Source organism: Variovorax paradoxus, from assembly GCF_902712855.1.
Taxonomy (GTDB): domain Bacteria; phylum Pseudomonadota; class Gammaproteobacteria; order Burkholderiales; family Burkholderiaceae_C; genus Variovorax; species Variovorax paradoxus_Q.
Window position 1 is genome coordinate 4732103 of the sequence record NZ_LR743507.1, and the last position, 12319, is coordinate 4744421.

General features: G+C 67.4%; 11 protein-coding genes and 5 tRNA genes. All 16 read right to left on the reverse strand.

The window, feature by feature from the left end; genetic code table 11:
• Positions 1 to 22: 22 nt before the first annotated feature.
• A complete protein-coding gene (locus tag AACL56_RS22255) occupies positions 23 to 505 on the reverse strand; it encodes an Hcp family type VI secretion system effector (RefSeq protein WP_339091976.1) in 483 nt (160 codons plus the stop codon).
• Positions 506 to 846: 341 nt separating this feature from the next.
• A complete protein-coding gene (locus AACL56_RS22260; protein WP_339091977.1) occupies positions 847 to 1281 on the reverse strand; it encodes a thioredoxin in 435 nt (144 codons plus the stop codon).
• Positions 1278 to 2582 (reverse strand): hypothetical protein, encoded by a 1305-nt coding sequence (locus AACL56_RS22265; RefSeq protein WP_339091978.1) that lies wholly within the window; start codon positions 2580 to 2582, stop codon positions 1278 to 1280. Before AACL56_RS22265 ends, AACL56_RS22260 begins: the two co-directional genes overlap by 4 nt.
• A 2-nt stretch (positions 2583 to 2584) precedes the next feature.
• Positions 2585 to 3583 (reverse strand): WD40/YVTN/BNR-like repeat-containing protein, encoded by a 999-nt coding sequence (locus tag AACL56_RS22270; RefSeq protein ID WP_339091979.1) that lies wholly within the window; start codon positions 3581 to 3583, stop codon positions 2585 to 2587.
• A gap of 15 nt (positions 3584 to 3598) precedes the next feature.
• A complete protein-coding gene (locus AACL56_RS22275) occupies positions 3599 to 4807 on the reverse strand; it encodes an HNH/endonuclease VII fold toxin-2 domain-containing protein (RefSeq protein ID WP_339091980.1) in 1209 nt (402 codons plus the stop codon).
• Between the two features lie 5 nt (positions 4808 to 4812).
• A complete protein-coding gene (locus AACL56_RS22280) occupies positions 4813 to 5202 on the reverse strand; it encodes a DUF4150 domain-containing protein (protein ID WP_339091981.1) in 390 nt (129 codons plus the stop codon).
• Positions 5203 to 5211: 9 nt separating this feature from the next.
• Complete coding sequence (locus AACL56_RS22285) at positions 5212 to 6255, reverse strand: hypothetical protein (protein ID WP_339091982.1); 1044 nt, start codon at positions 6253 to 6255, stop codon at positions 5212 to 5214.
• Positions 6252 to 7370, reverse strand: coding sequence for a DUF2169 family type VI secretion system accessory protein (locus tag AACL56_RS22290; protein ID WP_339091983.1), 1119 nt, complete (start codon positions 7368 to 7370; stop codon positions 6252 to 6254). Before AACL56_RS22290 ends, AACL56_RS22285 begins: the two co-directional genes overlap by 4 nt.
• 21 nt (positions 7371 to 7391) lie before the next feature.
• Positions 7392 to 7952 carry a DUF6484 domain-containing protein gene (locus AACL56_RS22295; protein WP_339091984.1) on the reverse strand — a complete coding sequence of 187 codons (561 nt, stop codon included), beginning with the start codon at positions 7950 to 7952 and terminating at the stop codon, positions 7392 to 7394.
• Positions 7952 to 10183, reverse strand: coding sequence for a type VI secretion system Vgr family protein (locus AACL56_RS22300; protein WP_339091985.1), 2232 nt, complete (start codon positions 10181 to 10183; stop codon positions 7952 to 7954). Before AACL56_RS22300 ends, AACL56_RS22295 begins: the two co-directional genes overlap by 1 nt.
• A 264-nt stretch (positions 10184 to 10447) precedes the next feature.
• Positions 10448 to 11194 (reverse strand): SIR2 family NAD-dependent protein deacylase, encoded by a 747-nt coding sequence (locus tag AACL56_RS22305; protein ID WP_339091986.1) that lies wholly within the window; start codon positions 11192 to 11194, stop codon positions 10448 to 10450.
• A gap of 42 nt (positions 11195 to 11236) precedes the next feature.
• Positions 11237 to 11322 (reverse strand) — tRNA-Leu (locus tag AACL56_RS22310).
• Positions 11323 to 11339: 17 nt separating this feature from the next.
• Positions 11340 to 11413 (reverse strand) — tRNA-Cys (locus AACL56_RS22315).
• A 209-nt stretch (positions 11414 to 11622) separates the two neighbouring features.
• A tRNA-Trp gene (locus AACL56_RS22320) sits at positions 11623 to 11698 on the reverse strand.
• A 14-nt stretch (positions 11699 to 11712) separates the two neighbouring features.
• Positions 11713 to 11790: transfer RNA gene (locus AACL56_RS22325), tRNA-Pro, on the reverse strand.
• 24 nt (positions 11791 to 11814) lie between these two features.
• Positions 11815 to 11891, reverse strand: a tRNA-Leu gene (locus AACL56_RS22330).
• Positions 11892 to 12319 lie beyond the last annotated feature (428 nt).

Below are 12319 nucleotides of genomic sequence, written 5' to 3' on the forward strand. Positions count from 1 at the left end.
CCAGGCGCTGCGCCGGGGAAGATCAGGCTTCCTTGTTTTCCTTGATGTTCCAGCCCAGGACCGTCTCGGCGCCCTTGCCGCCCTTGTCGGTCTGCTCCCAGTACTGCTGCTTCACCTTCGCGGCCTGGAAGGCGTACTGCACGAACACGGCATCGGAGCCCTGCTCGGCCGTGTACTGCACCGAGGTGACCAGCACTTCCTCGAGCGTGACGCGCGTGTATTCGATCTGCGAGCCGCCTGCCTTGCACACCGACACCTCGACCTTGGCAAGGTGCTTGCCGCTGGCGCAGTTCTTCAGCACGGCAGGCGCGGCCTTGTCGATGCGCGCGAGCACCTGCAGGTCGTTGAAGCTGGCCTTGCCCACGCCGCCACCGCCGCCGCTGACCATGTTGCCGGGCTGGGTGGCGCCCCACGAGAACGACTTGATGTCGCTCCAGTCCTTGTGGTTCGAGTCCTTCGATTCGCCGTTTGCGCTCTCGACGCGCATGAACATGTCGACTGCCATTTGCTCAACTCCCTTGGTTTCGTGTGCCCACGGGCACGGTTGCTTACGGTGACCTTCTGATGTCGGCTTCCGCGTGCCGGTGACACGGCAGCGGGAGCCCCGGATGCGAAATCGGCACGTGACAGCGGATGCCTTCGCAGGAGCCCGAACCTTAGGGGAAGCCCGCAGTGCACGCCAGTGCACAAAGGCACGAGAAAAAAGGACTACAGGAATCGACCCGAAAGCCTGCCAGAGCGGAAGAAACGACTACTCACGGGCTTTCAATGCATCCATTCGGCTGAATTCCAGGCGACGCTGTCGCCGTCACTGCACGGCGGTGCGTCGCCGATGCAGGGCGACCCTCAACGGCCCCAGTCGTCCTGCAACAGGCGCGCACGGATGTTCGGCCTGTCCGGCCTGTCCGGCCTGTCCGGCGTGTCCAGGTGCAGCGGCCAGGCTGGCGACGGCACGGCGCCGGGGTCGAGCGCCCCGGACAATGCCGCCTCGGTGGCGAGCTCGGATTTCCACAGCACCTTGTCGCGGTACACCAGCAACCAGGGCAGATCGTCGGGAATGCTGTCGCCCACGAACTCCGCGTGGTCCTCGAGGTCGAGCCACAGCCAGACCTCGCCGGCATTCGCGCCCTGCGCCGCACGGTCGAACACCGGCCGGAACTCCCTGCATTTGCGGCACCAGCTCTCTGCGGCCAGCAGCACGACGAGGAAGGAGCCGGGTTGGCGAAGCCTTCCGGCGATGGTCGCGGCGTCGCTCCACGGGTCCAGCATGTCGAAGCTCATGGCGAAGGCGGCGTGCGCCGCAAGGTGTGAAAGCCGACGCGCGCCTGCGCATGGCCCGGTTGCAGGAAATACAGGGCCGTCGAGGCCAGTGCATGCAGTTCGACCGCCGTGCCGTCGGCCAGCAGCCGATCGGCCAGCTCCACCGTCAGCGGCTGGCCGAGCAGGATGCGCCCCCCGGTTGGTGCGTCGACATGGACCGCATTCACTGCGGCGATGTCGGGAAGCGGCAACGTGTCGTCACCGTCGAGCGCTGCGCTCACCGCGCCCTCGCGCGTCAGGGGCGACGCGCGGGCTGGAAGCGGCAGCCCCGTCAGCGTCTGCCACACCCAGCCCGCATACGCGGCGCTCTCCGGCTGCGCCATCTGCCGCACGACGTAGGGCAGATGCGCGGGATCGCCGTGGCTGAGTGCGAAACCCAGCCCCAGCCGCGACGGTAGGAATTCGAACAGGCCCGGAAGGTTGCCGTGTCCATGCGGTGCCATCCAGCCGAAGCATCGGACCCAGCGGTTCAATCGCCGCTGCGCCTGCCTGCGCTCCCAACCCGTTGCCGACGAGAGAACGGACGCCTGCGAAGCGATGCTCTGCCACAGCGCCGCGGTGGCCGGGCCTCCGGTGGCACGACGCCCGGCATGAAGCGCGATGGCGGCCTCTGCGCGCACCGGTGCGGCCGATGCACCAGGAGTGCCAAGCAGGCCTTGCAGCAGCAACATCGACGTTTCATCTCCGGGCACCACCGGCGCGGCGCGGCATGCGGCGGCCGCGACGTGCATGCTGGAACTGCGCAGGTAGTGCGACACGGGGTGGGCCAGCGAACGGACGCCGTTGGCTCCGCGCAGCACAGCCGCGCGCAATGCAGCGACCTGTGCAATCTCGTTGTCCGGCGCGCCACTGAGCATGCGCAGCGAGCGGCTCGCCGCGTCCGCGGGCAGGCAGGCCAGTGCACCGATCAAGCCGCGCAGCAGCACCGCCGGCTGGCGCGCAACCAGCTGCATCACCGCGGCCAGCGCCGCGGCGTCGTCCCGGCGCAGCGAAAGCCAGGCGGCCACGTAGGCTTCTCCTGGCTTCATCCACCGGTCGAGCGCCTTGAATGCGGCGAGCTGGCCAATCTCTCCCGCCACGAAGAGGCCGTCCAGGTGCGCCCCGAGCAGGCCCTGAAAGCGCGCGATGCCTTCGAGGCCGATGCGCGGCGACATGGCCGCCGCGTCGAGCTGCGTCCAGTAGAAGGCCGCGTCCTCGGCATGGCGCCGCACGAGCGCATCGATCGTCCGCGGTGGAGACCGCGGCACAGAAGCCACCGGCAAGGTCACGGCTCCATCTCGTTGCGATTGAAGATGGCATGCCACGCGGCGCCGTCGTGAAACGCCGCACCGTGCATGCCTGCCATCAGCAACATGCCGCCGGCCGCCGACAGGTTGCCGGCGCAGACCGTGATCTCGGAAGGCAGCTCGAGCCGGGTCACGGTGTTCCCGTCGATCTGCCACAGGCCGTGGTCGCTGGTTGCCCACACCTTGCCGGCGTGCCAGACGATGTCCTTGAACGGCAGCGTCATGTCGCCGCGATGGACGAGCGTCCATTCCTGGCCACGGCCGCGGAACACGGAACCCGACTGCGCGCCGATGTACACCTGCCCGTCGCCCGCGCAGCACACCGAATGCATCAGCATGTTCGAGGGAAAGGCGAGCTGGGTCCAGCGGCTTCCGTCGCAATGCCAGACGCGGCCACGGCCCGCCACGGCGTACAGGTCGCTGGCCGAGAAGCCGTCGATGTCCTCGAAGGCCATGTTGGCCGAGCGATCGGCATCGTCGGCATCGGCCCGGGTTTCCAGCGGCAGATCGAGGGCCAGCGATTCCCAGTCGTCGAGGCCCCGGCGGCGGCACACGGTGTGCCCGCTGCCGACGACGTAGAGCTGGCCGTGGACCATGCGGATGCGCTGCACGGCGCCTCGGCGCGGGCCTTCCCTGCGCTTGGGGATCGGCGACTCGAAGTCCGAACTCCCTCCTCCGCGCACGAAGACCATGCCGCCCGTGTCGACGCACACGACCTGGTCGACCGGCAGTGCCGCGGCACCGACGAAGGTGCTCTCGAAATTCTCGAAGCCTTGCCAGCCCATGCGCGCGCCGGCGGGCTCGTCGCCGTAGTAGCCGATCTCGCGCTTGGAGACGCGTGCCTCCGAGATCGGACTGGCCTCGGCGCTTTCCTCGATGTTGCGGGCGATGAAATGAAAGTAGCCCTGGCTGCGCACCGCGCAATCGGTGATCTGGTAGCCGCGCAGGCACTTGTCGTATTCAGCTTGGGTGATCATGAATGTTCCTTCGATTCATTTGCCGGGGCCGCCGGAGCCGCCGCCGCCCTTGGCGCCGCCCAGGCCCGAGACCGCGGGCAGCGGCTTGTTGCACTTGCTCTTGTAGTACGCATCGAGCTGCGCACGCAGGCACTTGGTGTCGCACTTCGACTCCGGAAAAGTCTCCTGCACGCTGCGCACGCCGATGTCGCGGGCCTTGCCGTAGCTGAGGGTATCGCTGCCGAACCATCCGTTGCGATGGCGCTGGATGCCACGGTCCAGGGCCTGGTGCGCCATGCCGTGCGAGCCGTTGCTGTTGTTGGCGCCCTCGACGCACACCGTGGGCGCCGAGCCCTTGGTGTAGCCGGGGCAGTTGCCGTTCTTGGTCATCTCGTCCGGCAGGATGTGATGGCCCGTCTGCCCGGGGCAGCAGCCGTCGCCGCCCAGGCTCTCGGCGGCGCCGGTCTTGTTGTACGGCACCAGCTTGCAGCGCCGTGCACGCGTGCACGCGTTCAGGCGCGACAGCACGCCCATGCCGTCGGCCATCAGGTCGGTGGGCGTCTTGTTGGCCATGTTGCCGGCGAGCGCGGCCAGCTCGTCCTGCGCCTTCTTCGCGATGTCGAGGATGGAGCCCATCTCCTTGATGGTGCCGTAGGCCTCCGAGCTGATCTGGTAGGTCTCGTACGCCGTGCTGCCCCAGTCGTAGACGTTCCAGGCCGTCGCGACGCCCTCGGTCACGATCGCGCCGACGCCGCCGACTGCCGCGCCGCCCAGCCCCACGCCCCAGCGCGCGGCCGAGCGGGCACCCATCTTGAGAGCCTTCTCCTTGGCGGCTGCGATGGCCTTGTCCTTGACTTCCTGGCCGACCTTGTCCAGCAGCGGCTTGAGCTGCGCCTCGATGGTTCCTGCCAGGTCGTCGGACATGCCCTTGAGCAGCGAGTTGAACTCGTCGGCGTACTCCTTCGAATCGGGCTTCATCCACAGGCCGTCGCAATGCGACATCCAGCCGTTGCCGGCCGTCGAGGTGAACGGGTACTTGGCCTTGACCTTCGACACCATGGCCTCGAGCGCCTCGACCCGCTTGGCGCCGAGCATCTTCTTGAGCACCGGATGGCGGTTCTTGTCCGAGCGCTCCTCCTCGGGCTTGCAGGCCTTGTCGATCTTCTTGAAGTCGTCCGCGCACGCCGCCCTGACGTCGGGCGTGTCGAGGTAGTAGGTGGTCGGCGTGTTGGCGGGTGTGGCCATCGGGCTCAGCCGTGGTTGTGCGTCATCGGATCGGTATGACGGCAGACGTTCAAGCCTTCGAACTTGACGTTGGGCGACCAGTCGACGAAGTAGGCATCGCCCTTGATGGTGTGGCTGACAACGCCCATCGGGAAGGCGCGCGTGGCAGGCTCGTTGCCGATGCTGTTGGCAAGGAAGGACTTGTTGCGCACCGCGGCCGGCGTGCCGCAGATGAAGACGGTGGTGGTGCCGTTCTTCAGGTCCTTCGCGAAGGCGGTGTTGGTGTACGGCACGACGACGGGCCCGGCCGGCGGCGCGGGCGGGCTCCAGCAGGGGTCCATCCCGGGGATGACCGCCTTGCCGTCCGCGGCGCGGGAGCAGATTTCGTCGTCGTTCGCATAGACGTGGGTTTCCATGGTTCGAACCTATGTTTGATGCAGCACGACCGCGCAGCGCAGGCCATCGTCGTTGGCCAGGTGCACGACGCCCAAAGTGCCGGGGCGGGTGTCCGCGCGCGGCATGAGTTCGCTCAGCCAGGCCAGCGCCGCGGGGCCGGTGGCCGAGCCGATTTCGCCGAGCTTGTCGGCCAGCGTGAGCTGTTCGGGCATTGCTCCGCGCGCCATGAGGCGGGTGAAGGCGTTGGCCGCCTCCTTCGCGAAGAACACCTCGCCGTTCTGGTCGCCGAGCCGGAACTGCAATGCGTCCGGCGCGACGCCAGCCCGCGCGCAGGCTGCGCGCACGGCGGCCGTGAGTCCCTGTCCGCGCGACGGCACCGAGCCGTCCGGGCGTCCGCTCTCGCTGCCTTCGCTCCAGCCGCCGATCAGCAGCGCGCCGCGGCCGGCGGCGGGTGAATGCCGCCGCAGCAGCACGGCGCCGGCGGCCTCGCCAGGCAGGAAGCCGTCGCGGTTGCCGGGCACCATGAGGCGCTCGTCGCGCAGGTAGTGCTCGATGGCCGCGGTGTTGAGCAGGCTGTCGGCCCCGACGAGCAGCACCTGCTCGACCGCGCCGCCGTCCAGCAATTCGAACGTGAGGCCCAGCGCCGCGGCAAGACCCGCGCGCCCCAGGGGCAGGATGCGCGAGCTGCCGTGAAACCGCAGGTCGAGCTGGCGCGCGGTGAGCGTGATGATCGCGGCGTAGGGGCTCGCCGCCATGTCCGGCCGCTCGGGTTCGGGCGCGAGCATCAGCAAGGCCGTGCGGGCCGCATCGAAGCCGTGCTGCGCACGCAGGCAGTCCTCGATGGCCAGGGCGGCCCAGCGCGCCACGCGCTCGCTGCCCCAGCAGTCTGTATCGGGCAGGGGCGCGACCTTGATGGCGGCGCCGGTGTCGGTCACGAAGTGACTGTCCTGGAAGTGGTCCATGTTGGCCCGCAGCGCGCAACTCGCTGCACCCAGGTGATAGCCGACGGCGCAGCAGAGGCCGGCCGCGGCGATCTCCAGGACTGTCGACGAACGGTGTGCGGACGCGCTCATGCGGCACGCGCCTGAACGTCGGGCGCGGCGAAGAAGCTCGGCTCCCCGCAGCCGGTGCAACCGCTGTCGCTGCCGTTCTGCCGCGCGGCCCACCAGGCCGGATCGACGGGGCCGATGGCAATCACGTCGAACTCCTGCAGCCGCCGGCGGATCGGTGTGCTGGCCCGCCACACGACGCTGAAGCGTCCGGCATCGGGTTCGAAGAAGAGCGTGTCGACCGCCGCCACGGGCGCTTCGGTGCTGTAGTCGGTGCGCAGCACGCGCACGCCCATGCCGTCGAGCGGCGGAAGCCTGAAATGCACCCTGGGCCGGCCCTGCATCAGGTGATGGAACACCACCTCCTCGCCACCATGGGGGTAGTCCATCTGCTGGTCGCGGGGGGCGCACTGGTTGAACTGCTCGTCATGGTCTTCGGGCAGGAAAGGAAAGACGTCCTCCTGCCACTGTGCGTCGTAGGTCCCGGCGAAGTCCTTGCGCGGAGCCCAGTGACGCGCCACGGCCGAGAAGGCGGCCGGCTGGTGGTTGCCGCGCGGCTTCTGCACCGGCTGCCCGACCGCCTCCAGGCAGGGGGCGGGATGGCCTTCGAGCTGGGCATCGGAAAGGGACCCGGGCCATCCGATGCCGACCGGGTTGGCCAGCAGGACGCTGGGCTGCCGCGCATCTTCATGCGCGCCGCCGAACGCCAGCCCGTAGTGCAGCGGCATGCGCTCGAAAGGCTCGGCCTCGTTCAAGGCCCAGGCGCCGCCCAGGCGCCTGCGCCAGGTGCGTGGCCCATGGACCTGAAGACTCTTCTGCAGGTCGCCCAGCCGCCAGCCGGCCTGCAGCTCCCTGACGGGCCGGCCATCGGGGCTGTGCGCACAGGCATCGAACAGCACGTCGCAGCGTGGCTTGTGACGCACGAAGTCGCTGCCGTAACGCATGGCGCTCTCTCCGGGCGCGCCATGGAAGAGATCGGCGTGGGCCAATGCCTCGGGCGGCAGCGGCCTCGGACGTTCGCCCGGCGCGGGAATGCGCCAGGTGGCCTTGGCCACGACCACGAGGTGCTCGCGGCCCTCCACGTCCAGTGCGGTGGTGATGCTCGTGGCGAGATGCTTCGAGCTGCAGACGACTTCCATGGTGGTGCTGCGGTGCCCGGCTCAGTTGATGTTGACCGAGCCGCCCAGGATGCGCTGCGTGGCGCTTGCCTGGCTCGTGATGTAGGTGCCACGGAATTCGATGCGGCCGTCGGCGCTGAGCACGATGGCGGCGTCGCCGCAGCGCAGTTCGATCTCGTGCTGCGCGTTCAGCACCACCCGTTCGCCGTCGATCAGCGCTTCCGCCGGTGGACGCGCGCTGCGCGGCGGTTCGGCATCGAGAACGAAGCCGAGCACCATGGGCTGGTCCGGCGCCCCGCCGCGGAAGCCGAGTGCCACGGTCCTGCCGATGTCCGCCTCCGTCACCTCCAGCAGCGTGAACGCCGGTACGTCGGCCAGCGAAGGCACGTCGGCGCTGACGCGGACGCCGGACGCACCGGCGCCTGTCACGGTGCCGATGGAGATGCCGTCCACCTTCGCGGCGGGCAACGCGCGCGCCGGTTGCGACGGCCGATCGAGAACGGCTTCGAGCAGGCTGCGCTCGACGCCGTCCGCCGATGCATCCGATGCAGACGACTGAAAGCCTGCAGTGCCCGGCGTGCCCGTCATCGTCGTGGCTTTCATCAGTTCTCCCGCACCTTCAGCCCCTTGATGCTGATGTGATCGTCGGCGTTGAAGATCTGCTCGCCCGTGGTTCCGAGGCTGTAGGTATGGCCGTTGAAGATGATGGTGCCGTCGGAGCGCATCGTGAACCGCGACTTGCCGACGGTCACACTGAATTCGTCGCCCGCCGTGATGTCGAAGCTCTTGCCCACGTTGACCGATTTCGACAGCCCGACCTGCTCGCCCTGCGTCAGCGCCACCGTGGTGTTCATCGCGGCACCCACCGACACCTGGTAGCCCAGCCCGATGGTCAGCGCCTTGGCCAGTCCGATGGTTTCCGCCTTGGCCATGGCAACGGTCTCGGCCTTGTTGCCGCCGATGGTCACCACGCGGTTCTCGCCGATCCGGATGGTTTCGTTCAGCCCCACGGATTCGCTGCGGTTCATGCCGATGCCGATGGTCTCGTTGAGATCCACCGTCTCGGAGCGGTTCCTGTGCACCGTGATGGTCTCGTTCAGGTCGACCGTTTCCGTGCGGTTCTTGTGGATGGTGATGGTCTCGTTGCCGTCGACGGTTTCGGTGCGGTCGTTGTGCACCGTGATGGTCTCGTCATGGTCGACCGTCTCGGTGCGGTCGTGCTTCACGTGCACGGTCTCGTCGTGGTCGATGGTCTTGCTGCGGTCGTGGCCGACCCAGTGCGTCTCGTCGTTCTCGACCTCGATGTCCTGGTTGCGCTCGGCGTGCAGCCACAGCTGCTCGGCGCCTTTCTTGTCCTCGAAGCGCAGCGCGTTGGCATTGGCCTCGCTCGCGCCCTCGGAGCTGCGCGTGAGCAGGCCGCTCTGCGTGGCGTTGGCAGGCAGCGCCCAGGGCGGCATGTTGTCGGCGTTGTAGACGCGGCCGGTGACGATCGGACGGTCGGGGTCGCCGTGCTCGAAGTCGACGATCACCTCCTGCCCGATGCGCGGGATCTGGATGCCGCCGAAGTTGGTGCCGGCCCACGGCGACGACACGCGCACCCAGCACGAGCTGTTCTCGTCCTTGCTGCAGTAGCGGTTCCAGTGAAAGCTGAGCTTCACCCGTCCGTATTCGTCGGTCCAGATCTCGCGGCCCGCGGGCCCGGTGACGATGGCGGTCTGCGGGCCGGTGGTGCGCGGGCGCGGCACGGCTGGCGCGCTGGCGCGGAAGGTCTTGCTCGCGGGAATCGCGTCGAAGTCGACGCGGCATTCGAACTCCTGCTGCGAGCTCGCGTCGCCGATGTCCTGAAGGCACAGCCGCGCGCCGGTCACGAGGTACTGGCGGTTCGACTCGTTCTGCGGATGTCGCTCCAGCGTGAGCAGGCAGCCCGGCACCACCGCGCGCAGGTTGCCCGAACCGCTCGCGCGCTCGCCGTCGCTGCCGGCTTCTTCCATTCGCGTGCGTGCAAGCTGCTCGCCCTCGGACTCCACCACGTAGTCGCCCGGCCAGCCGTAGCGCTCCATGCCGCTTTGCGAGGTCTTGCGCGGCATGGCGCTCACCTGCTGCAGCCGCGCCTTGGGCCGCTTGAAGTCGAAGTCGTCGGTCACCCAGCGGCCGCTCTGCAAGGCCTCGCAGGCATTGAAGCGGTCGCAGTGCTCTTCGCGCACCGTGTCGTCGGCACCGTGAAAGGGCACCTTCTGGTACGCCGCATTGGCAAAGGGCTGGTGCGAAGCCATGTCGTCGACGATCACCAGCTTGTGGCTGCCTTCGGCATGCTCGAAGTGCCAGTACAGGCCCCACTCGTGCAGCAGCCGCGCGATGAAGTCGTGGTCGCTCTCGCCGTACTGCACCTGGAACTCGCGCGCAGGATAGCTGCGCGTGGCCTTGATCTCGTGCGCGAAGTCGTAGTCGCCGAGCACCTCGGCCACGATGTCGACGACGCTCTTGTTCTGGAAGATCCTGTAGTCGCTGGTGCGCGTGGCCAGCGTGAGCCACGGCTCGATGACCGCTTCGTAGAGCGCACGGCGGTTCTCCAGGCGCAGGAAGCGCACACGCGTGACGAGCCCGCCGATGTGCCGCTTCTCGCCGCCGGCACCGGGACGTCCATCGAGCAATACGTGCACAGTGAGCGTCTCTCCCACCAGTTGCTTGATGTCGACGTTCGCGGCCTGGCGCTCGTTGTAGCCGGCCTGCTCGGGCGTGGCGAGCGTCACCGTGTAGAGGTACAGGCGCCCGAGCTGCTCTTCGCCCTCGATGCGTATCGGCTCCAACGCCGGCCGGCCGCCCAGCATGGGCATGGCGGCGCAAGACGCGGTCAATACGCGGACGGACCGCGCCGGGCCTGATGGCATGACACTCTCCCTACATTCGAATCGTTCGACGGAACTGCTGCGGTGCAAGCGGCGGCCTGTTCACCGGCGCTCGCGAGTCTGCGTGGACATGTTCCGCATCAACCGTGACAGATCGATTGCATTCGGACGTTCGGAGGGTGCTATTGCTTCAATTGGCGCGATTTGGAGCGCTTCTCCGACACGCGGCGCAGGCGAACAAAACCATAAGTCTTAAGTCGCGCCGGCCTCCGCGAGCCATCGCGCCGCGAGCGTGGGCACGATCTCGCCAGCCTTGCCCTGAAGAAAGGTGTAGCCGTGCGGCACCTCTTCCATGTCGAGTGCGACCAGCACCTTCTCCGCATCGCGGCTGGCGTACTGCAGGAGCGATGCGGCCGGATAGACGGTGAGCGAAGTGCCGACCACCAGCACGCGCGCGGCAGTGGCGACATGCATCTCGGCGTCGTCGAAGTGCTGCACCGCTTCGCCGAACCACACGATGTCGGGGCGCAGCTGCGTGCCATCCTCGCACAGCTGGCCCATGGCGATGGGGTCGCCGTCGATGCGGTAGCGCCTCGGGCTCGCACCGGCCGAGCCGCGCACACAGGCGAGCTCTCCATGAAGGTGGACCACGTGGCTCGAACCTGCGCGCTCGTGCAACGCGTCGACGTTCTGCGTGACGACGACCACCTCGTAGGCGCCCTCGAGCGATGCGATGGCGCGGTGCGCGGCATTCGGCTGCGCCTGCCACGCCTTCGCGCGCCGCTCGTTGTAGAAGGCCAGCACCGCCTCGGGGTGCCGTTGCCACCCTGCGGGGCTCGCAAGCTCCTGCCACGAATAGGTGTTCCACAGCCCCTTCGCATCACGGAAGGTGGGCAGGCCGCTCTCGGCACTGATGCCGGAGCCGGAGAGGACGACGATCTTGCGCGGCTGCGCCTTGCCCGAAGGGCGATCCTGGTTCAGGCTCGGGATGGAAGACATGGCGGGCGACTGTAGGCCAGGCCGTCGGGCCCGGCGGTTGCATGGTCTCTCCAGTCCGACTCGAACGGACACTGCCCGAAGGCTCCAGGGTTTGAGGCTGGCGCGTCTGCCGATTCCGCCATGGAGAGAAAGGAAAGGAAATCGATGGAGGCGCGGCCCGGAGTCGAACCGGGATGGGCGGATTTGTAATCCGCTGCATGGCCGCTTTGCTACCGCGCCGCGATGAGGTTGAAGAAATGGTGGATCGTCTTCGAGTCGAACGAAGTATTCCGAAGAGGCGGGGTTACAGCCCGCTGCAGTCGCCAGTGCTGCTCACGATCCATCCTGAAAACTGGCAGGCCCTCAAGGATTCGAACCTCGGATGCCGGGATCAGAACCCAGTGCCTTACCACTTGGCGAAGGGCCAGCAAAACGAAAGACAAGAACGTTGGCGCGCGCGGAAGGATTCGAACCTTCAACCGTTGGGTTTGGAGTCCAGTGCTCTGCCAGTTGAGCTACACACGCTTGAATCGGGACCATGGTCTGGGTGGCAGGATTTGAACCTGCAGCCTCCTGCTTCCAAGGCAGGCCGTCTACCGGATTGACAGTACACCCAGAGATAAAAAAAGCCGTTCGTTGTTTGGTGCCCCGGGGGAGATTCGAACTCCCAGAATTCCGCTTCTAAGGCGGACACGTCTACCAGTTGCGTCACCAGGGCTGGATATGGATGAGTGGTGCGAAGTGAAAACAAAAAGGCCCGGAACCTTGCGGTGTCCGGGCCTCTGCTGAAAGAGTTTGGGAGCTGTGCGCCTACGCGCTGCCTCCACCCGGTTGCACCTGATGCTGAACGTCGCATGCCAACGGATTGGCCTGCAGTTGGGGCATCGGGCACGGATACTGATCGAGCTGCCACGCAGACAGCGCGCACGCGAGCACCTGGCCCGATGCGGGGCGGAGGGTGTGGAGGCGGATGACTGCGGTGTTCACTGGATGTCCTGTTGCGTTGCCTGGGTTGCTTGTCTGCTTGAATCGGTTGGCGGCCTGAACCGCGAGTGAGGCGTACTGTAAATAGTGTTTACTGGAACGTCAACAACCTTGGCCAACTTTTTTTCAGCGTGTCTTTCACGGCAACGAGAATGCGCGCAT

Excerpts from the sequence above, each read along its gene's own strand:
- AACL56_RS22255 (WP_339091976.1), bottom strand. The coding sequence starts at position 505 with ATGGCAGTCGACATGTTCATGCGCGTCGAGAGCGCAAACGGCGAATCG.
- AACL56_RS22260 (WP_339091977.1), bottom strand. The coding sequence starts at position 1,281 with ATGAGCTTCGACATGCTGGACCCGTGGAGCGACGCCGCGACCATCGCC.
- AACL56_RS22270 (WP_339091979.1), bottom strand. The coding sequence starts at position 3,583 with ATGATCACCCAAGCTGAATACGACAAGTGCCTGCGCGGCTACCAGATC.
- AACL56_RS22275 (WP_339091980.1), bottom strand. The coding sequence starts at position 4,807 with ATGGCCACACCCGCCAACACGCCGACCACCTACTACCTCGACACGCCC.
- AACL56_RS22280 (WP_339091981.1), bottom strand. The coding sequence starts at position 5,202 with ATGGAAACCCACGTCTATGCGAACGACGACGAAATCTGCTCCCGCGCC.
- AACL56_RS22285 (WP_339091982.1), bottom strand. The coding sequence starts at position 6,255 with ATGAGCGCGTCCGCACACCGTTCGTCGACAGTCCTGGAGATCGCCGCG.
- AACL56_RS22290 (WP_339091983.1), bottom strand. The coding sequence starts at position 7,370 with ATGGAAGTCGTCTGCAGCTCGAAGCATCTCGCCACGAGCATCACCACC.
- AACL56_RS22295 (WP_339091984.1), bottom strand. The coding sequence starts at position 7,952 with ATGAAAGCCACGACGATGACGGGCACGCCGGGCACTGCAGGCTTTCAG.
- AACL56_RS22300 (WP_339091985.1), bottom strand. The coding sequence starts at position 10,183 with ATGCCCATGCTGGGCGGCCGGCCGGCGTTGGAGCCGATACGCATCGAG.
- AACL56_RS22305 (WP_339091986.1), bottom strand. The coding sequence starts at position 11,194 with ATGTCTTCCATCCCGAGCCTGAACCAGGATCGCCCTTCGGGCAAGGCG.